This is a genomic window from Streptomyces sp. NPDC058653, from assembly GCF_042716895.1.
Lineage (GTDB): Bacteria > Actinomycetota > Actinomycetes > Streptomycetales > Streptomycetaceae > Streptomyces.
Window position 1 is genome coordinate 3,598 of the sequence record NZ_JBHXRM010000023.1, and the last position, 19,230, is coordinate 22,827.

Genomic DNA, 19,230 nt, shown 5'->3' on the forward strand with positions numbered 1-19,230 from the left:
TGGTGGGTTGTGGGGTTTGTTATTTATTTTTCCAACCCCCCGCCCGCCCCGGGTTGGGGGGGGGCCCGCACACGGGGGGGGGGGCGGCGCCCAGCCCCCCCCCCGGCCCCCCCCACCCCGTTTTTCAGGCCGGGCACGGAGCCGTGACCCTCACCGACCGCCGCCGAGCGAGCAAAGCCCCCACAGCCTTCGCCACGCCTTTCCGGTGGTTCGGGTTTCGCGCCCGACCCGGTACAGCCTTTCGTTTCGCACCCGCACCACGCGACGCGTTTCAACTGTGGCTGAAACTCCGTGGTGACGGCCTGTGATGGCGTGCATACTCATCGCTGGTGTCGATTGCGGACGCAACATGTGGGGGATGGGTGCTGCGAATTCATTTCACGGGGAGAGACCTCGGCGCGGTCCGGATGGCCGCCGGTCCCGACCCGTTGTGGGAAACGATTCTCAGCTTTCACCGATTGCGGGACCGGCGCGGCGCACTCGTTTTCGGGGAATGGCGTGCGGAAGCGCGGGCGAGGTTGAAGGGTGAAACACGCCCGCTCAACGCGCTGGTGCCCCGCCGGGGCTATTTCCCGGATTTCCTGACGCCCCCGGAGAGCCGATTCGGGCTCGTGGAGGGGCTGGAGGCGCTGCGCGCGACACCGCAGGAGCGGGTCGGCACGGAACTGGCCCTGCTCGCCTCCGGATCGCGCGCCCGCTCCGTCCGGACCGCCGCGCTCCGCGAGGGCGACCGGTCGGAACTGGGCCGGCTCGCCGGGGCGCTGCGCGCGTACCACCGCACCGCCGTGGAGCCGTACTGGCCGCACATCAGGGCGCGCGCCGAGGCGGACCGCGTCGCCCGGGGCCGGGCCCTGCTCGACGGCGGTACGGACGAACTGCTGGCCACGCTCCCGCCGATGATCCGCTGGCGTGCCCCGGTCCTGGAGGCCGACTACCCGGTCGACCGCGAACTGCGGCTCGACGGGCGGGGGTTGCTGCTCCAGCCGTCGTACTTCTGCCGGGTGACCCCGGTCGTGCACCGCGACCCCGCGCTGCCGCCGGTGCTCGTCTACCCCGTCACGTACGTGGATACCCCGGTCGCGTCGGGGCACGGCGGCCGGGGCGCCGGGGCGTCCCTCGGCCGGCTCGTCGGCCGTACGCGCTCCGCCGTCCTGAGCGCCATCGAGCACGGCACGACCACCAGCGAACTCGCCCGCAGGGCCGGGGTCTCACTCGCCTCGGCCAGCCAGCACGCGTGCGTCCTGCGCGAGGCGGGCCTCGTGGTGACCCTGCGGCACGGCAACGCCGTTCTGCACACGCTGACACCGCTGGGCGCCGCCCTGCTGCGCGGCGGCGCCCAGAAGGTGCCCGAGCCGTAGCGGCGGCCGTCCTACGCGCGGAACGGCCCCGTCACCTCGTAGGTGATGCCGCCCGACGAACTGCCGCTCGTACCGCGCTGGCTGGAGAAGTACAGCCGCTTCCCGTCCGGCGAGAAGGCCGGACCGGTGATCTCCGAGCCCGACTGGCCGCCGACCCGCAGGAACGGCGCGACGACGTCGTCGGGAGTGATCACGCAGATCTCCAGGTTCCCGCCGTCCTCCGCGACGAACAGATCACCGGAGGAGGAGCCCACGACGTTGTCGACGCCGGTCAGCGGGGCACCGCCGCCGCTGACGAGCGAGTCGTCGTACGCCAACTCGTAGGTGGAGGCGGCCGGATCGACCCGCCAGACGCGGGTGTCGCCCTTGGTGGTGAACCACACGGAGCCGTCGGCGTAGTAGCAGCCCTCGCCGCCGTTGAACCGCTTGGCGCCGGAGACCTGGTCACGGGTCTGGGTCCCCGAGCCGTCCGGGTCCGGCACCGTCGCCCAGGTGAACGAGCCCGAGGTGGCGGTGCCGGCCCGCAGCACCTGGAGGGTGCCGGAGGAGAGATCGCCCCAGGTGGTGGGCGTGAACCGGTAGAAGCACCCGTTCGTCTCGTCCTCGGTCAGATAGATCACCCTGCGCACCGGGTCGGCCGCCGCCGCCTCGTGCTTGAACTGGCCCATCGCGTCGCGCCGTACGGCCGCCTTCACGCCCCACGGGTCGGTCTCGTACACGTATCCCCGGGTGACCTCCTCGCAGGACAGCCAGGTGTTCCACGGGGTGCTGCCACCCGCGCAGTTCTGCCGGGTGCCGGAGAGGATCCGGTACGCGCCGGTGATCGCGCCCGCCGCCGAGAAGCGGACCGCGCCCGCGCCGCCGGAGGGGTTGATCTCCGAGTTGGAGACATAGATCCAGCCGCTGCCGTCGGCGTAACAGGCGCCGCCGTCAGGGGCGTTGTGCCAGGTGTACGAGGTGCCGGGCACGGTCTGCCCGGAGCGTGCGACGACCCTGCTCGTGAACCCGGCGGGCAGCCGGATGTTGTTCGCGTCGGCGGAGCCGAGCGCGCCGTACGGTCCCGCGCCGGGCTGTGCGGGGTCGGCGTAGGCCGCGCCGCGCCAGAGTGTGCCGCCGAGTGCGGCCGCGGAGGTGCCGATGACCGCTCCACGCAGAAAATTGCGACGTTCCACTGGACCGCTCCATGGGGGTGGGGTGGGCGTGAGGTGGCGTGCGCACGACAACCTAGTGCGACCGGGTGGCCACCGTCTGAACTTCGCGGCGCGTAGGTCGCGCGCCACGGCCAACACCCGGTGCCCGGCACCGGCGGGTCAGGCCGCCGAGCCGCCGTCGACGACGAGGTCGGTCCCCACCACCGACGCCGCGTCCGGCGAGGCCAGATACAGCACGGCCGCCGCCACCTCCTCGGTGGCCGACACCCGGCCGAGCGGCGACTCCTCCTTCATCCGGGCGGTCCGGTCGGCCGGGGTCTCGCCGGGCCGCAGCGACATCGTGGTGTCCGAGGCGCCGGGGCTGACGGCGTTGATCCGGACACCGTCCCGGATGTGGTCCAGGGCGGCGGCGCGGCTCAGCGTGGAGACGGCCGCCTTGGAGGTGAGATAGCCCGCCACGTTCGGGATGCGCATATGGGCGCCGAGGTTGGAGGAGACGTTGACGATGACGCCGCCGCCGTCGGCCCGCATCTGGGCGATCTCGGCCTGGAGGCAGTGCAGGACGCCCGTGACGTTGATGTCGAGCAGCGCCTGCCAGTCCTCGACGGGGAGGTCCGCGAGGGGCGCCCCGCCCCGGAAGATCCCCGCGTTGTTGACGGCGACGTCGAGCCGTCCGAAGCGCTCGACCGAGGTCCGTACGAGTGCCCGTACGTCCTCCGCGCGTGAGACGTCGGTGGTGACGACGAGCGAGTCGCGGCCCCGCGCCGCGAGCAGGGCCCGGGTCTCCTCCAGCGGCGCGGCGCCGCGCCCGGCGAGGACGAGCCTGGCGCCCTCGGCCGCGAACGCCACGGCGACGGCGCGGCCTATGCCGGAACCGGCGCCGGTGACGAGAACGGTCTTGTCGGTGAAGCGAGCGGACATGGATGGCTCCCTTGTGGGGTGGTGACGGTGTGTGCGGAGTGGTGGTCGTCGTGGTTCTTCGGTGGCGCGGGGCGGGGGTGGTCAGCGGGGGGCCGCCAGGGCTGCCGTGACGCACGAGAGCGCGACGAAGGCGCCCGCCGTCGCCGCGAGCGACACACCGTCGCTCCCGAGGGCCAGCAGCGCGGCGAACAGCACCGTCGGCCCCAGCTCCATGGCCGTGTTGAGGACACCGCCCGCCAGCCCCGTCTGCCGGTCGGGGACCCCGGCGGTCGCGAGCACCGCGGCCCCCGCGAAGGACGCGGCGGCGCCGGCCGGCAGCAGCACGAGGCCGGGCAGCAGCCCGTAGGCGTACGGCACGGAGCCCGCGCCCACGCCTGTCGCGCCCAGCAGCGCGAGCCCGGCCCCGCCCGTCGCCAGCCCGAGGACCGTGACGCGGGAGGCCCCGTACCGGGCGATCAGCGGCCCGGCGGCCCGCCCCGACACCAGCAGGGCGGCGGCGAACGGCGTGAACGCGGCCGAGGTCTCCAACGGCGAGTAGCCGCGCCCCTGCTGGAGATGGAGTGACAGCAGGACGAACGTCGTCGACGTGCCCGCCGCCGTCAGCGCGATGGCGGCGAGCCCCGTCGCCCGCCGCCGGTCGCGGACGAAGCGCGGCGGCAGCAGAGGGTCGCGGGCACGTCGCTCGGCGAAGAGGAACGCCGCGCCGAGCACGGCCCCGGCCGCCAGCGGTACGAGCACCGGGGAGGAGCCCCACGGGTGGGCGTCGGTGAGGACGAGTCCGTAGCTGGCCAGGACGGTCCCGCCGGTGGCGAGGACGGCACCCTGCAGATCCAGCGAGCGGTCCGCGCCGGGCGGGGTGGCGGGCAGCAGCCGGGGCGCCAGCGCCAGGGCGGCGCCCGCCACCAGGAGTGGTACGGCGAAGCTCCAGCGCCAGGACAGCAGGGCGGAGACGACGCCGGAGCCGAGGTTGCCCGCGGTGGCCCCGAGCACCGAGAGCCCGCCCCAGGTCGCCATGGCTCTGTCGTGGGCGGCGGGCTCGGCGAACACCGTACGCAGCACGTTCATCGCGGCGGGCGCGACCAGTGCCGCGCCGGCGCCCTGGGCGAAGCGGCCGGCGAGCAGTGCCTCGTATCCGGGCGCGAGCGGGGCACCGGCCGACGCGAGGGCGAAGACGAGCAGTCCGGCGGTGAGGGCGCGCCGTCCGCCGTAACGGTCGGCGAGCCGGCCGCCGAGGAGCAGCAGCCCGGCGAAGGTCAGTCCGTACGAGGCGCTGAGCAGGATCAGTTGGGACCGGTCGAGGGCGAACTCCCGCCCGATGGCGGGCAGGGGGACGGCGAGGGCGGCGAGCGTGAAGATCAGGGTGGCCTGGACCGTGCCGAGGAGCGCGAAGGCGGGGGCGGTCCGCACGGGCGCGGCCCCGTCGGCGCCGCGCGCCGCACTCGGGCCGGTGGTGCTCGCGGTCGTCATACCTTCCCCCGTTTTCTTGACCGATCGTTCTGTTATAAGGGCAGCCGAAAGCCGGCCCCCTGCGGGCCATGTGAGCGGTGTGACGTGCGGAACGCGCCGACCGGTGCGTTCCGGTGCGTCCCGGTGCGGGTGCGGGTGCGCTCGGTCGGGTGCGCTCGCTCGGGTGCGGGACGTCCGCCTGCGGTCGGTCCGCCGCGGTCAGTCCAGCAGGCTCAGCGCCTGCTCGGCCGCGTCCCGTACCCGCGCCGGGTCCTGCGAGTTCTTGCCGACCACCCGTATGCCCTGCATCAGTACGAGCAGCATCCGCGCCAGCGCGCGCGGATCGCGGTCCCGGGGCAGCTCCCCCTGGTTCCGCGCCCGGACCAGGGCCGCGTGCATCAGCGTCTCGATGTGCTGCCAGCTCAGCTCGACCCGGCGGGCCGCCTCCCGGTCGTGCGGCCCGAGTTCGGCGGCCGTGTTGGTCACGAAGCAGCCCTTCTCCCGCCCCGGCTCGGCGGCGGCCTCGGCGGCGAACCCCCGTACCACGTCCCGTACCGCGGGCAGCGCGGCGCCCGGCCTCGACAGGGCGTCGAGCAGTGGCGGGTCGTGCGACTCCCCGTACCGGTCGAGCGCCTTCAGATACAGCTCGTGCTTGTTGCCGAACGTCGCGTAGATGCTGGCGCGCCCGATGCCGAGGTGCTCGACGAGGTCCGCCATCGACGTCGCCCCGTAGCCGCGCCGCCAGAACAGCTCAAGTGCCGACTGGAGCGCGGCGTCCGGATCGAATTCCTTGGTCCTGGCCACGCCCGAACTCTAGGCCTATTCAGAACGATCGGTCAATATTGAGTCGGTGAGGCGTGAGGCATAGACCGTCACCGCCACCGAGTCGTCGTCCAGACACCGCCCGGTCTCCAGGTCGAAGCACTGCTTGAGCAGCGGTGACGCCACGAAGACGCGGCCGTCCCTGGTGCCGGTCAGCCCCCGCGACAGCACCTGGGCGCCGGAGTACGGGTCGCGGTTGTCGATCGCGTAGCTGCGGCCCGCCCGGTCCAGGAAGAGCGCGGCCTGCCGGCCGTCCGGCAGCAGCGCGGCCACCCCACGGCCCGGAATCAGCGCGGACCGCTCGCAGATCGGCAACCAGACGTCGCCGAGCCGCAGTTGAAGGACGGGGCGCCGGCCCGGGCGTGCCCGCCCGGTACCGGTCGTCGGTGTCATCGTCGTCGTCGGGTTCATCGGGCGGAGACCCCCTCCAGCGTCAGGAACGTCAGATCCGGCTTCATCTGGTCGCGCTCCGGCACGAACCGCACCGTCGGATCCGGCGCGTCCGGCGCGTTGACGAAGGAGACGAAACGGCGCAGCCGCTCCGGGTCCTCCAGCGTCTCGGCCCACTCGTCGCGGTAGCCGGTCACATGGTCGGCCATCAGCCTCTCCAGCTCGTCGCAGAGCCCCAGCGAGTCGTTCACCACCACGTCCCGCACATGGTCCAGGCCGCCCTCGATCCGGCCCAGCCACGCCGAGGTGCGCTCCAGCCGGTCGGCGGTACGGATGTAGAACATCAGGAAGCGGTCGATCAGCCGCACCAGCGACTCGTCGTCCAGATCCCGCGCCAGCAGATCCGCGTGGCGCGGCTCGGCGCCCCCGTTGCCGCCCACATAGAGGTTCCAGCCCTCCGCCGTGGCGATGACCCCGAAGTCCTTGCCGCGCGCCTCCGCGCACTCCCGGGCGCACCCCGAGACGGCCGACTTGAGTTTGTGCGGCGCGCGCAGCCCCCGGTAGCGCAGCTCCAGATCGATGGCCATCCGCACCGAGTCCTGCACCCCGTAACGGCACCACGTCCGGCCGACACAGGACTTCACCGTGCGCAGAGCCTTGCCGTACGCGTGCCCCGACTCGAAGCCCGCCGCCACCAACCGCGCCCAGATACGCGGCAGTTGATCGACCCGCGCGCCGAACAGATCGATGCGCTGGCCACCGGTGATCTTCGTGTACAGCCCGAAGTCCCGGGCCACCTCGCCGATCACGATCAGTCTCTCCGGTGTGATCTCGCCGCCGGGGATGCGCGGCACGATCGAATACGAGCCGTTGCGCTGCAAGTTGGCGAGGAAGTGGTCGTTCGTGTCCTGGAGCGCGGCCTGTTCGCCGTCCAGGACATGGCCGCTCAGCCCCAGCGTCGGCGCGAGCGAGGCGATGATCGAGGCGACGGCCGGCTTGCAGATCTCGCAGCCGTCGCCGCCGCGCGCGCCCTCGCGGCCGTGCGAGTCGAGCAGCGAGGCGTACGAGGTCACCCGCAGGGTCCGCACGATCTCGTACAACTCGCCGCGCGTGTGAGGGAAGCAGCCGCACAGTCCGCCGTCACCCGCCGTGGGCAGGAGCCGGCCGATCACCTTCACACAACTGCCGCAGCCCGTACCGGCCTTGGTGGACCTCTTCACCTCGGGCAGCGTCGCGCAGGCGGTGATCGCGCCCTTCGTCACATGGTGGCAGCTGCAGATCACGGCGCTGTCGGGCAGCGACGCCGGACCGAGCGCGGCCGGTGTCCCGGCCCCCGGCGGCAGGACGAGCTGTTCCGGCGGTACGGGCGGTACGGAGCCGGTCAGCGGGCGCAGCATCCCGTACGCGTCGGCGTCACCCACCAACACCCCGCCGAGCAGCGTGCCGTCCGCGCCGACGACGACCTTCTTGTAGACCCCCGAGCGGGAGTCCGCGTACACGACGTCGAGGCAGCCGGGGGAGGCGCCGTGCGCGTCACCGAACGACGCCACGTCCACCCCCAGCAGCTTGAGCTTCGTGGACAGATCGGCCCCGGTGAACTCACGCGCGCCCTCGGTGACCTCGGCGATCGCGTCCGCCGCCGTCCGCGCCATCTCGTAGCCCGGCGCCACCAGCCCGTACACCCTCCCGTCCGCCGTGAGCGCGCACTCGCCGATGGCGAAGATCCGCGGGTCGGACGTACGGCACCGTCCGTCCACCGCGACACCGCCCCGCTCGCCGACCCGCAGCCCCGCCTCGCGCGCCAGCCGGTCCCGGGGCCGTACGCCCGCCGAGAAGACCACGAGATCGGTCTCCAGGACCGAACCGTCGGACAGCGCCATACCGGTGACCGCGCCCGCCGCGTCCGTCAGCACCTCCTGTGTGCCGACGCCGGTGTGGACGGTCAGCCCCATGCCCTCGATCGTGCGCAGCAGGGCCGCCCCGCCGCCGTCGTCCACCTGGACGGGCATCAGGCGCGGTGCGAACTCCACGATGTGGGTGTCGAGTTCGAGGCCCTGCAACGCGCCCGCCGCCTCCAGGCCGAGCAGGCCGCCGCCCACCACGGTGCCGGTCCCGGCCTTCTTCGCGTACTCCTCGATCGCGAGCAGGTCCTCGATCGTGCGGTAGACGAAACAGCCGGTCGCGTCCTTGCCCGGCACGGGCGGCAGATACGGGTACGAGCCGGTCGCCAGCACGAGCGTGTCGTACGTGAACGTCAGCCCGGCGCGCGAGGTGACCGTGCGGGAGGAGCGGTCGACGGTCTCGGCCGGGGCGTCCAGATACAGCTCGATCCCGTGCCGGGCCATGAAACCGGGCTCGACCAGGGAGAGTTCGGCGGGCGTGCGGCCGGAGAAGTACGAGGTCAGCCCGACCCGGTCGTAGGCGGGGCGCGGCTCCTCGCAGAGGACCACGATCCGCGCCCGGCCGGTCGTGCCGTGCTCGGCGAGGGCTTCCAGGAACCGCTGGCCGACCATGCCGTGGCCGACGACCACGATGGTGGGGCGGGACGTTGTGTCGGGCATCTCAGCAGCCTCCGTCGGAAGTGAGCAGATGGAGCGGCGGGCCGGTGGGCGGCAGCGGTTCGTCGTCCTCCCAGGTGCGGGCGAGCGCGCCGACCGCGGTCAGGTCGCCGAGGAGCACCCCGCCGACGAGCCGGTCGCCGCGGACGACGACCTTGCGGTAGGCGCCGCGGGTGGCATCGGTCAACTGGACGACGTCGTCGCCCGGCAGGGGCGTCGTCTCGCCGAAGGCGGCGAGGTCGAGCGGGAGCGGGCCTTCGGGCGCGCGCTCGCCGAGGGCGGTGAGGGTGAGGCGGGTCAGTGAGCGGGTGCCGGTGTAGCGCGGTCCGGGGGCCTCGGCGCCGGGGTCCGCCGTGAGCAGCCGGGCCAGTACGTCGGCCTGTTCCAGCGCGGCGCCCGCGAGTCCGTACGAGCGGCCGCGGTGCTCCGCGCAGTCGCCGATCGCGTGGATGTACGGGTCCGAGGTCCGCAGCTCGTCGTCCACGACGACGCCGCGCCCGACATCGAGCCCGGCGGCCTGGGCGAGACCGGTACGGGGGCGTACACCGCAGGCCAGGACGGCGAGTTCGGCTTCGAGCAGGAAGCCGTCGGCGAGTTCGACGGCCGCCACCCCGGCGCCGTCGTCGGTGCGGACGACCCCGCGTACGCGGCACTCCGTGTGGACCTCCACACCCCACGACTCCAGCCGGGCCCTCAGCAACAGCGAGCCAGCGCGGTCGAGTTGACGTTCCATCAGGTACTCGCCCTGCTGTGCGAGCACGACCCGCGCGCCCCGGTCGGCCAGCGCGCGTGCCGCGGAGACCCCGAGCAGCCCGCCGCCCACGACGACGGCCCGGGCCCCCGGCCGTACCGCCGCCGACAGGGCCAGACAGTCGTCCATGGTCCGGAAGGCGTGCACCCCCTCCGGCAGCCGGTGGCGATCCGGGCCCCGGAGCCCGCGCAGCGGCGGCAGGACGGGGTTCGAGCCGGTCGCCAGCACCAGCCGGTCGTACGGGACGACACCCCCGTCGTCGCACCGCACACTCCGGCCGGCGCGGTCGATCCGCACCGCCCGGACACCGCGCCGCTCGGTGCCGGGCACCGGCGGCAGGGCGATCACCTCGGGGGCGTAGCGCCCGGCGAGTACGTCCGCCAGCAGCACGCGGTTGTACGGCGCGTGGCTCTCCTCGCCGAGCAGGGTGACCCTCGTCGCGGGGGAAGAGGAAGGGGAAGGGGAAGGGGAGGCGGCGAGGCGCTGGGCCAGCCGTACCCCGGCCGTGCCCCCGCCGATCACCACGATCTTCGTCGCCCCACCGTCAGCAGCCATGCCCGCAGACTGCGCGGCCGGTGTTACCCGGCGGCACCACCGCTGTTTCCCGCTCGGAACACTGCCCTCAGCACGGGCCCGTGCCGGATGTGAGGCCGGACGGGCCCGGGGCGTACCCGTACCCGCCAACATGGCGTGGCCCCCGCGCAGGTATGCGCGGACGTGGCGTACGCCACCTCCACCGATATCGGTGTGAGGGACAACGACCCTGTCCCATAGGCTCGCGATCATGCCCGACATATCGCTGACCACGCTCATCGTCCTCTGCCTCGCGGCAGCCGCCGCGGGCTGGATCGACGCCGTGGTCGGCGGCGGCGGACTGCTGCTCCTGCCCGCGATGCTGCTCGGTCTGCCGCACGTCCCCGCCGCGCACATCCTCGGTACGAACAAGGCCGTGGCGATCGTCGGCACCAGCGGCGCCGCCGTGACCTATCTGCGCAAGGCGCCGGTGGATGTGAGGAGCGCCGTACGGATCGGGCTGATGGCGCTCGCGGGCTCCATGGCCGGGGCGTTCTTCGCCGCCGGGATCAGCAGCGACGTCCTGCGCCCCGTGATCATGGTCGTGCTGCTCGCCGTCGCCGCCTTCGTGATGCTGCGCCCCTCGTTCGGCACGGCGCGGACGGGAGAGCCCCCGACCCGGGGCCGGCACCTCACCGCGATCGTCCTCGTCGGCGGCGGGATCGGCTTCTACGACGGGCTGTTCGGTCCCGGCACGGGCACGTTCCTCGTACTGGCGCTGACCGCCGTGCTCCACCTCGACCTGGTCACGGCCTCCGCCACCGCCAAGATCGTCAACGTCTGCACCAACGGCGGGGCGCTCGCGATGTTCGCCCACCAGGGCACCGTGATGTGGCGACTGGCCGCGCTGATGGCGGTGTTCAACCTGGCGGGCGGGATGTTCGGCGCCCGGACGGCGCTCAGGAAGGGCAGCGAGTTCGTCCGCGGTGTGCTGCTCGTCGTGGTGTTCTCGCTGGTCGCGAAGCTCGCCTTCGACCAGTGGACGGCCTGAGCACCACACCTGCCGGCGCACGCCTGAGCGCCACACGTACCGCCGCACGCCTCAGCGGGGCCCCCGGACACCGATGAGATGGGCGTACGTCACGACGTTGCCCCGGTAGCCGGTCTTCTCGGAGAATCCGCCGCCACAGGTGATCACCCGAAGCTCGGCCCGGTCGGCCTTCCCGTAGACCTTCCGGTCGGGGAAGTCCTCGTTGTCGTACACCTCGACCGCGTCGACCGTGAAGACGCCGGTGCGCCCGTCCTCGCGGGTGACCTCGATCCGCTGTCCCTTCACCAGGGTGCCCAGACTGTAGAAGACGGCCGGGCCGCGCGCGTTGTCCACATGGCCCGCGAGGATGGCGGTGCCCTTGGCGCCCGGGGTGGTGCCGCGCTCGTACCAGCCCGCCGCATCACCGTTCTCGGCCGGCGGCACGTCCAGGCCGCCGTCCTTCGCCAGCCCCAGCCGGATGACGGGCGCGTCGACGCCGATCCCGGGTATGCGAAGCCGTACGGGCGAGGAGGCCGGCATCGGGTCGGCGGCGGCGTCCGTGTGGAAGCCGGGCCCGGCGGCGAACGCCTGGGCGGCCGAGGGGATCGGCGGGGTGATGTTCCGGGAGCCGTTCTGGACGAGCCACACCCCGGCGCACGCGGCGCCCGCCAGCAGCCAGGCCTTGCCTCTGGCGTTCATCGACCGGCCCTCGCGCACATGGGTCCTCCGGAAGTCGTTCCCCCGCCCCCGGCAGCGATGAGCATGACGGAGGCGGGGGCCACGGCGGTCACGGGAGCGGTGGAGGCCGCGGCCCGTCAGCTGTCCTGCGCGCCGCTCGCCCGGCGGCGCAGGAGCCGGGTCCCGCCGACGGCGGCCGCGGCCAGCAAGGCCGCACCCGCCGCGATCTGGGTGGTGTCGGGCCCGACGCTGCCGCCGACCCCCGTCTTCACATGGCCGGACGGCTGATGCCGGACGTGGTGCTCGACGGTCAGAGCGCCACGCGCCTCCCGGCCGTTCTCGCAGCGTACGAAGATGCCGTAGCCGCCGGCCCGGGTGTTCTCGGGCACCCGGAACTGTCCGACGGCGATGTCCTTGTAGTCGCCCGGCCGCAGAAGGAACTCTCCCGCGCTGAGGGAACTCGCGTCGCCCCTGCCGTGGCCGTTCTTCCCGCACGCGGTGGTGTTGACGGTGACGGTTCCGCCGGGCGCGGAGGTCGAGGGGTACAGGTCCAGCTCACCCCGGTCGCCCGCGGACGCGCCGGTGGCGCCCCCGAGACAGACTCCGAAGGAGAAGGCCACCAGCGCGGTACCGGTCAGCAGGCGGGCGGTGGTGCGCATGGTGTCCTCCGGGGCGGCGCGGTTCTCGTCTCTTCCGAGGTAAGGCGCCGCCCGCCGCGCACGCCTGCTGATGGAGGATCAGATTGACTCCGTCCGTGCGGCGTGTCCCGCTTGCCTGCCGGAGTTTCAGCAGGTCAGAGCCGTGCGGCCGGGAGTGGGACACGCCGGGTCGGCCGTCGTGCCGAATGGGTGAGATCCTGCGGCGTGGTGCCGTCGGCCGCTCAGATCGCGTCCCACTCCACCGATTCGTACGCCGCCCTCACCGTGGCCATCAGCTCCCGGTCGACCGTGAACTCCACGTCGTCGATCCGGCCCACGGGGGCGAAGCCTTGAGAGTTCGTGAGGAACGCCGACGCGTACGAGGGCAGGTCGGCCAGCGTCACCGGCCGCCGTACGGAGGGCAGCCGGGGCTCCAGCAGCGCCATCGTGATCCCCAGCAGCGAGGGCGCCTTTGGCCAGACCACGGACGTGCCGTCCCAGAACGCGACGTTGGTGATGGCCCCCTCCGTCACCAGCCCGCCGGGCGCGGTCAGCAGCGCCTCGTCGAAGCCCGCGCGCTCGGCGGCCAACAGATAGTGGGTCTGTCCGAAACCGCCCAGATGCTTGATGTGGGGGACCGGGCGGGCGTACGGCACGGACATCAGGCCGTGCGGCCGGTCGGCCTTGGTCTGCGGCGGCCTGACGGTGACCATCACCCGCGCCTGCGTCTCGCCGTCCGGCCAGTGCACATAGACACGGGCGGAGGCGTCGGTGATCTCACCGAGCGCGTGCCGGAGCAGGTCCCGTACACGCTCCCCGTCCAGGCCCGCGCCGAACAGTTCACGGGTGGCCGAATCGAGCCGGGCGAGATGGAGATCCCGTCCCCGGACCCGGCCGCCCCTGATCTGCATCGCGGTGAAGTGCCCGTAGTTGTTGAGCGCGGGAACCCGCAGCGCGGCCTCCGTCGCGGGCGCGCCGTTGACCTCGACAATCTCGAAAGCTGCCATGGGCCCCACCGTATGACCGCTCACTCCTCGATCAGTCTGCGGGGTCCGGCGCCGTGCGAGGCCAACTCGTCGCCGGGGTTGGACAGGGCGCAGCGCTCCAGCGAGAGACAGCCGCAGCCGATGCAGTCGGCGAGGTTGTCACGCAGCCGCTGGAGGGTGCGGATCCTGTCCTCCAGATGCCTGTTCCAGCACTCCGAGATCCGGGCCCAGTCCGCCTCCGTCGGTGTGCTCCGCGCCGGCAGCAGGGCGAGCACGTCGCGGATCATGGCGAGGGGGATGCCGAGCCGCTGCGAGGTGCGGATGAAGGCGACACGCCGGAGGGTGTCGCGGCTGTAGCGGCGCTGGTTCCCGGAGGTGCGGCGGCTGGTGATCAGACCCTCGCGCTCGTAGAAACGGAGGGCGGAGGGGGCGACGCCACTGCGTTCGGCCAGTTCGCCGACGGTGGCTTCCTTGGCGTTCCAGGCGAGTTGGGACATGCCCGAGAGCGTAGCTTGACCTGAACCTTGGTTCAGGTACCAGGCTCGACGCATGGACACCACCACGCTCGACGCCGAGACCGAAGCTCCTCCGAAAGCCGCCGAGACCGCACCGGAATCCCCGGCGCCCCTCAGGCTCGCCGTGATCCTGGGCAGCAACCGCCATGGGCGGTTCGGGCCGGTCGTCTCCGACTGGTTCGTCTCCCGGGCGGCGGACCGCCCCGACTTCACCGTCGACCTGATCGACCTCGCCGACTCCGAGCTGCCGACCGCCCTCTCCTTCAAACCGTCCGCCCCGGTCCGCGACCAGCTCGCCCGGATCACCCACCGGCTGGCCGAGGCGGACGCGTTCGTCGTCATCACCCCCGAGTACAACCACTCCTACCCCGCGTCGCTCAAGGCCCTGATCGACTGGCACTTCCGGGAGTGGCAGGCCAAGCCGGTCGGGTTCGTCTCCTACGGCGGGATCTCCGGGGGCCTGCGCGCCGTGGAGCATCTGCGCCAGGTCTTCGCCGAACTGCACGCCGTGTCCGTACGCGACACGGTCTCCTTCCACAACGCCGGCGCGCTCTTCGACGACGACGGCAGACACCGTGAACCGGCCGGCGCCGACGCGGCGGCGGCCTCCATGCTCGACCAGCTCGCGTGGTGGGGCCTGGCCCTGCGGGACGCCAAGTCGACGCGTTCGTACGCGGGTTGACGGAGGCCTGAGCGATCCTGGGAGCCCGTCCGAATGAAGGAGCCACGCACATGACCGGAACCGAGTTCCTGACCGTACTCACCACGACCGACAGCGCCACGAAGGCGGAGGCCCTGGCCCGGGGCGCGGTGGAGGCGAGGCTCGCGGCATGCGCCCAGATCTCGGCGCCGGTCATGTCCGTGTACCACTGGCAGGGCGAGATCGAGACGGCCGAGGAGTGGCAGGTGCTCTTCAAGACGACGGCGGCCTGTTACGAGGCACTTGAGGCCCGTCTGACGGAGGCGCACGACTACGACACACCGGAGATCCTGGCTGTTCCGGTGGTACGGGGGAACGCGCCGTACCTCGCGTGGCTGAGGGCCGAGACGGCGGAGCGCCCGTAGGTCCGGCCGGGTCAGCCCGCGAGCTGCTTGCGCAGGGTGTCCGCGTCGTGGACGGCGGACATGTGGAGGAACCTGCCCTCGCGGACCCGGTAGACGGCGTACTCGACGATCTCGAACCGCCCTCCGCTGGGGGGCACTCCGAGCCATTCCTCGGTGGGGGTACCGGTGTTGAGCAGTCGGGCGGCGAGGCTCTCGCCGTTCACGGCGATCTCCTGGGTCTCCCAGTGGAAGTCGGGGACCGCGTCGGTGATGCTGTGCAGCTGGGCGACGAGGGCCGCGCGGGAGCTGGGCTCGCTGTGCATGACGATGGACTCGTGGACGAACTCGTCCATGCGGTGGAACTCGTGCGCGTTGAGCGCCTCGATGTAACGCCCGTAGAACTCGCGCAGGTTGGTGTCGGACATGGCTGCCCCTCTCTCGCCCCGCATGCCGGGGCTGTACTCGGACGGTGGTGAGGTGAGCCGGCGAACGCCGTCGGCATTTTTCTGTATCGTGGAATCCAAAATTTGGGCGGACGGATACCCGCCACGGCCGGGGTGCCCGTCCTCAGCCGAGGAGTGAGTGCAGGCCGTTGAGCGCGATCTGCCGCAGCAGTCCGGGCTCGACCCCGGACTGTGCGGTCACGCGCAGCCCGGAGATGACCGTCGCGACCAGCAGGGCTCCCTCGCGCGGGTCGGCATCCGCCCGGACGCTGCCGTCGAGACGCCCGCCCTGGATCACTCCCTCCAGGAGGTCCACCAGCTCGCGCTGGTCCCGGTCGAGGATGCGGGCCACGCGCTCGTCCCGCTCGCGCAGGCCCGGGGTCATCCTGCTGTGCACGACCATGCATCCGGCCGCGTGCCCCTGCTCGCGCGCCGCGCGTTCCTCCTCGACGACGCCCTCCATGAGGGCGCGGAGCCGCTCGGCCCCACTGGGCGGGGCGTCGGCGAGCACCTGCGCCCGGCGTTCGCGGAACACCGTCACGTACCTCTCCAGGGCTCGGACGAACAGCTCCTCCTTGGAGGTGAAGGCGTTGTACAGGCTGCTGCGCCGCACGCCCGCGGCCTCGCAGAGCTGCTCCGTCGAGGTGTCGGCGAAGCCGTGCAGCCGGAACTCGGCCGCCGCCGCGTCGAGCACGGCGGTCTCGTCGAAGGATCGTGGCCTACCCATGGGGGAGATGATAACAGATTCTGGATTCAGTAATCCAGAACTGGCCGCGCTCTCCGACCGCGTCGGCCGGACGCCGGATGTCACACCGGATCTCGTGCCGGACCCCGCGCCGGATCTCTTCCCCCGGATCTCATGCCCGTTCGACGCGGACCGCGCAGACCTTGAACTCCGGCATCCCGGACGTCGGGTCGAGCGCCGGGTTCGTCAGATTGTTCGCGCGGCCCTCGCCCGGCCAGTGGAACGGCATGAAGACCGTGTCCGCGCGGATCGCCGTGGTGATCCGGGCCGGCGCGACCGCCCGGCCGCGCCGGGAGACCACGGCGAGCCGGTCGCCCTCCGCCGCCCCGACGCGCGCGGCGAGTCGCGGGTGCAGTTCGACGAAGGGGCCCGGCGCGGCGGCGTTCAGTTCGGGTACGCGCCGGGTCTGGGCACCCGACTGGTACTGCGAGACGACCCGCCCCGTCGTGAGCAGCACCGGATACTCCGCGTCCGTCTCCTCGGCGGCCGGCCGGTGGACGACGGGTACGAAACGGGCCCGCCCGTCGTCGGTCGCGAACCGGTCGAGGAAGAGCCTCGGCGTCCCCGCCTCCACATCGCTTTCCGCCCCCACGTCGCTTCCCGCGGCCTCGCCGTCCCCCGGGCACGGCCAGAACACCCCGTCCTCCGCCACGATCCGCCGGTAGGTGATCCCCGAGTAGTCCGCCGGGCCGCCCGCCGAGGCCCTGCGCAGTTCGTCGAAGACCTCCTCCGGATCGGCCGGAAAACCCTTCTCGTGGCCCAGCAGCCCCGCCAGTCCGTGCAGCACCTGGAGATCGGTCCGTACCCCGGGCGGCGGGGTGAGCGCGCGCCGCCGCAGGAGCACCCGCCCCTCCAGGTTCGTCGTGGTCCCGGTCTCCTCCGCCCACTGCGCCACCGGCAGCACCACATCCGCGAGCGCCGCCGTCTCCGAGAGCACCACGTCCGCCACGGCCAGGAAGTCCAGCGACCGCAGCCGCCCCTCGATGTGCGCGGCGCGCGGCGCCGAGACGACCGGGTTCGAGCCCATCAGCAGCAGCGCCCGCACGTCACCGCCGAGCGCGTCGAGCAGTTCGTACGCGCTGCGCCCCGGCCCCGGCAGCGTGTCGGGGTCCACGCCCCACACCCGGGCCACATGCTCCCGCGCGGCAGGGTCGGTCAGCTTCCGGTAGCCCGGCAACTGGTCGGCCTTCTGGCCGTGTTCACGCCCGCCCTGCCCATTGCCCTGACCGGTGAGACAGCCGTAGCCGGACAGCGGCCGGCCCGCCCGCCCCGTCGCGAGACAGAGGTTGATCCAGGCCCCCACCGTGTCCGTGCCCTTGGAGTGCTGCTCGGGCCCGCGCGCCGTGAGCACCATGCTCGTCGGCGCGTCGCAGAACAGGCCGACGGCCTCGCGCAGTTGCGGCACGGGCACCCCGGTGATCCGTTCGACATGCTCCGGCCAGTGCGCCATCGCCGCCGCCCTGGCCTCCGGCCAGCCGGCCGTACGCTCCCGTACGAACGCCTCGTCCGTGCGGCCCCCCGCCACCACCAGGTGCAACAGGCCCAGCGCCAGCGCCAGATCCGTACCGGGCCGGGGCGCCAGATGGAGATCCGCCTGTTCGGCCGTCCTGGTCCTGCGCGGGTCGACGACGATCAACGTGCCGCCGTTCTCGCGCAGTTCGGTCAGATAGCGCAGAGCCGGCGGCATCGTCTCGGCCAGATTCGAACCGACCAGCACGACGCACCCCGTCCGCGCGATGTCCGCCAGCGGGAACGGCAGCCCCCGGTCGAGCCCGAACGCCCTCTGGTGCGCGGCGGCGGCCGACGACATGCAGAAACGCCCGTTGTAGTCGATCTGTGAGGTCCCGAGCACGACACGCGCGAACTTGCCCAGCGCGTACGCCTTCTCGTTCGTCAGCCCGCCGCCGCCGAAGACGCCCACCGCGTCCGGCCCCCGGTCCGCCCGTGTCCGCCTCAGCCCGTCGGCGACCGCGCCGAGGGCCTCGTCCCAGGTGGCGGGTTCGAGCGCGCCGCTCCCCGGCCGTCGGACGAGCGGTTCGGTGAGACGTACCCCTGACGACAGCACGGCCGGGGCCGTACGCCCCTTGCCGCACAGCGCGCCCCGGTTGACGGGGAAGTCGGCGCGCTCGACCACCTCGACGGCCGGGTCCCCGTCCTCCGTACGCCGCAGGCTCATCCCGCACTGCAACGCGCAGTACGGACAGTGGGTCGGGACAGCGGCATCGGTCATGGCGCCAGCGTGCGTTCCGGGTGTTACGGCCCCGGCCGTACGCGGTTACGCCCCCGACACGCGCGCCTCCCGTCCGTCCGCCCCGCGCTGTGAGGGCGCCTGCGAGCGGCCCGTCACGACCGGGCGGGCGGGCTCGGCTCAGGGCCGGCCGCCGCCCGCCAGCGCCTCGCTCACCCCGGTCTCGACCGGACCGAGGAAGTGCGGATCGGGCCGGGTCACCGCGTCCAGTGCCGCCTTCCCCGCCGCCGCCAACTCCCGCACCCCGCCGTAGTACCAGGTCACGTCGTGCCGCTCGGCGACCCCGACGCCGTACGAGTCGACGCCCGCCGCCCGGCAGAGCGCGACCGCGCGCCGTACATGGAAGCCCTGCGTCACCAGCACCGCCCGCTCCACCCCGAAGATCTTCTTCGCCCGGACGCAGGAGTCCCAGGTGTCGAAGCCCGCGTAGTCGCTGACTATCCGGTCGTCCGGCACCCCACGCGCCGTCAGATACGTCCGCATGGCGTCCGGCTCGTCGTACTCCTCCCGGCTGTTGTCACCGGTGACCAGGACGACCTTCACCTTGCCTCGCTCGTACAGCTCGACGGCCGCGTCGAGCCGGTGCGCCAGATACGGTGTCGGCGCCTCGCCGCGCAGCCCGGCCCCGAACACGACGGCGACCTCGTGCTCCGGCACATCCGCGACCGTACGGACATGGGCATCTGCCGTCGCGTACATCCACGTCGAGGGCGTCAGCCCCACCACACACCCGAGCATCACGGCCTGCACGGCGAGCCGCCGCCCCCGTCGCGTCCTCGGCATCCGCGGCCGTGGCACGCGCAGCCGTGGCACGCGCACCCTCGGCATCCGCAGCCGTGGCATCTTCGGCGTGAACATGAGCCCCCGTCATCCGTTCCGTACGGTCCGGCTCCCGGCCCGCACCCGTACCCCGTTAGACGTCCGGCGCCGCCGAAGAGTTCGCAGCGCCCCCCTCGCACCTGTGAGGACCCCGAAAACCTCCGCGACACACCC

19 protein-coding genes are annotated in these 19,230 nt (G+C 72.7%); 4 read left to right on the forward strand and 15 right to left on the reverse strand.

The window, feature by feature from the left end; all coding sequences use genetic code 11:
* Positions 1 to 362: 362 nt before the first annotated feature.
* Positions 363 to 1,358, forward strand: a complete 996-nt coding sequence (locus ACFWU9_RS20315) for an ArsR/SmtB family transcription factor (RefSeq protein ID WP_384320248.1) — start codon at positions 363 to 365, stop codon at positions 1,356 to 1,358.
* Positions 1,359 to 1,369: 11 nt separating this feature from the next.
* Here ACFWU9_RS20315 and ACFWU9_RS20320 read toward each other — a convergent pair whose 3' ends face one another.
* From ACFWU9_RS20320 to ACFWU9_RS20350, 7 genes are all read right to left on the reverse strand, one after another.
* Entirely contained in the window at positions 1,370 to 2,530 is a 1,161-nt protein-coding gene (locus ACFWU9_RS20320; RefSeq protein WP_384320250.1) for an alkaline phosphatase PhoX, read from the reverse strand.
* Between the two features lie 138 nt (positions 2,531 to 2,668).
* On the reverse strand, positions 2,669 to 3,430 hold the full coding sequence (locus tag ACFWU9_RS20325; protein WP_384320252.1) for an SDR family NAD(P)-dependent oxidoreductase: 762 nt from the start codon (positions 3,428 to 3,430) through the stop codon (positions 2,669 to 2,671).
* 81 nt (positions 3,431 to 3,511) lie between these two features.
* On the reverse strand, positions 3,512 to 4,897 hold the full coding sequence (locus ACFWU9_RS20330; RefSeq protein ID WP_384320254.1) for an MFS transporter: 1,386 nt from the start codon (positions 4,895 to 4,897) through the stop codon (positions 3,512 to 3,514).
* Positions 4,898 to 5,095: 198 nt separating this feature from the next.
* Positions 5,096 to 5,680 (reverse strand): TetR/AcrR family transcriptional regulator, encoded by a 585-nt coding sequence (locus ACFWU9_RS20335; protein ID WP_384320256.1) that lies wholly within the window; start codon positions 5,678 to 5,680, stop codon positions 5,096 to 5,098.
* Positions 5,681 to 5,695: 15 nt separating this feature from the next.
* The gene (gene nirD, locus ACFWU9_RS20340; RefSeq protein ID WP_384320460.1) at positions 5,696 to 6,091 is read right to left on the reverse strand and encodes a nitrite reductase small subunit NirD; all 396 of its coding nucleotides are present in this window, start codon (positions 6,089 to 6,091) and stop codon (positions 5,696 to 5,698) included.
* 14 nt (positions 6,092 to 6,105) lie between these two features.
* Positions 6,106 to 8,649, reverse strand: a complete 2,544-nt coding sequence (gene nirB, locus ACFWU9_RS20345; RefSeq protein WP_384320258.1) for a nitrite reductase large subunit NirB — start codon at positions 8,647 to 8,649, stop codon at positions 6,106 to 6,108.
* Position 8,650: 1 nt separating this feature from the next.
* Positions 8,651 to 9,952, reverse strand: a complete 1,302-nt coding sequence (locus ACFWU9_RS20350; RefSeq protein WP_384320260.1) for an NAD(P)/FAD-dependent oxidoreductase — start codon at positions 9,950 to 9,952, stop codon at positions 8,651 to 8,653.
* Positions 9,953 to 10,181: 229 nt separating this feature from the next.
* On the opposite strand from ACFWU9_RS20350, the gene ACFWU9_RS20355 reads away from it, so the two are divergent.
* Entirely contained in the window at positions 10,182 to 10,961 is a 780-nt protein-coding gene (locus ACFWU9_RS20355) for a sulfite exporter TauE/SafE family protein (protein ID WP_384320262.1), read from the forward strand.
* Positions 10,962 to 11,012: 51 nt separating this feature from the next.
* Here ACFWU9_RS20355 and ACFWU9_RS20360 read toward each other — a convergent pair whose 3' ends face one another.
* From ACFWU9_RS20360 to soxR, 4 genes are all read right to left on the reverse strand, one after another.
* The gene (locus ACFWU9_RS20360; RefSeq protein WP_384320264.1) at positions 11,013 to 11,639 is read right to left on the reverse strand and encodes a class F sortase; all 627 of its coding nucleotides are present in this window, start codon (positions 11,637 to 11,639) and stop codon (positions 11,013 to 11,015) included.
* A gap of 116 nt (positions 11,640 to 11,755) precedes the next feature.
* Positions 11,756 to 12,277: a hypothetical protein gene (locus ACFWU9_RS20365; RefSeq protein ID WP_384320266.1), complete on the reverse strand. Its 522-nt coding sequence runs from the start codon at positions 12,275 to 12,277 to the stop codon at positions 11,756 to 11,758.
* Between the two features lie 221 nt (positions 12,278 to 12,498).
* Positions 12,499 to 13,263: an aminotransferase class IV gene (locus tag ACFWU9_RS20370; protein WP_384320268.1), complete on the reverse strand. Its 765-nt coding sequence runs from the start codon at positions 13,261 to 13,263 to the stop codon at positions 12,499 to 12,501.
* Between the two features lie 20 nt (positions 13,264 to 13,283).
* Positions 13,284 to 13,739: a redox-sensitive transcriptional activator SoxR gene (gene soxR, locus ACFWU9_RS20375; RefSeq protein WP_384320270.1), complete on the reverse strand. Its 456-nt coding sequence runs from the start codon at positions 13,737 to 13,739 to the stop codon at positions 13,284 to 13,286.
* Positions 13,740 to 13,791: 52 nt separating this feature from the next.
* Here soxR and ACFWU9_RS20380 point away from each other — a divergent pair, with 52 nt between their 5' ends.
* Positions 13,792 to 14,439, forward strand: coding sequence for an NADPH-dependent FMN reductase (locus tag ACFWU9_RS20380; protein ID WP_384320272.1), 648 nt, complete (start codon positions 13,792 to 13,794; stop codon positions 14,437 to 14,439).
* A 50-nt stretch (positions 14,440 to 14,489) separates the two neighbouring features.
* A complete protein-coding gene (gene cutA, locus ACFWU9_RS20385) occupies positions 14,490 to 14,822 on the forward strand; it encodes a divalent-cation tolerance protein CutA (RefSeq protein WP_384320274.1) in 333 nt (110 codons plus the stop codon).
* A gap of 11 nt (positions 14,823 to 14,833) precedes the next feature.
* On the opposite strand, the gene ACFWU9_RS20390 is transcribed toward cutA, so the two are convergent.
* The 4 genes from ACFWU9_RS20390 to ACFWU9_RS20405 all read right to left on the reverse strand — a co-directional run bounded on the left by ACFWU9_RS20390 (position 14,834) and on the right by ACFWU9_RS20405 (position 19,095).
* The gene (locus ACFWU9_RS20390) at positions 14,834 to 15,226 is read right to left on the reverse strand and encodes an ester cyclase (protein WP_384320276.1); all 393 of its coding nucleotides are present in this window, start codon (positions 15,224 to 15,226) and stop codon (positions 14,834 to 14,836) included.
* A 142-nt stretch (positions 15,227 to 15,368) separates the two neighbouring features.
* Complete coding sequence (locus tag ACFWU9_RS20395) at positions 15,369 to 15,971, reverse strand: TetR/AcrR family transcriptional regulator (RefSeq protein ID WP_384320278.1); 603 nt, start codon at positions 15,969 to 15,971, stop codon at positions 15,369 to 15,371.
* Positions 15,972 to 16,101: 130 nt separating this feature from the next.
* Positions 16,102 to 18,219 carry a molybdopterin oxidoreductase family protein gene (locus ACFWU9_RS20400; RefSeq protein WP_384320280.1) on the reverse strand — a complete coding sequence of 706 codons (2,118 nt, stop codon included), beginning with the start codon at positions 18,217 to 18,219 and terminating at the stop codon, positions 16,102 to 16,104.
* 138 nt (positions 18,220 to 18,357) lie between these two features.
* Entirely contained in the window at positions 18,358 to 19,095 is a 738-nt protein-coding gene (locus ACFWU9_RS20405; protein ID WP_384320282.1) for a vancomycin high temperature exclusion protein, read from the reverse strand.
* Positions 19,096 to 19,230 lie beyond the last annotated feature (135 nt).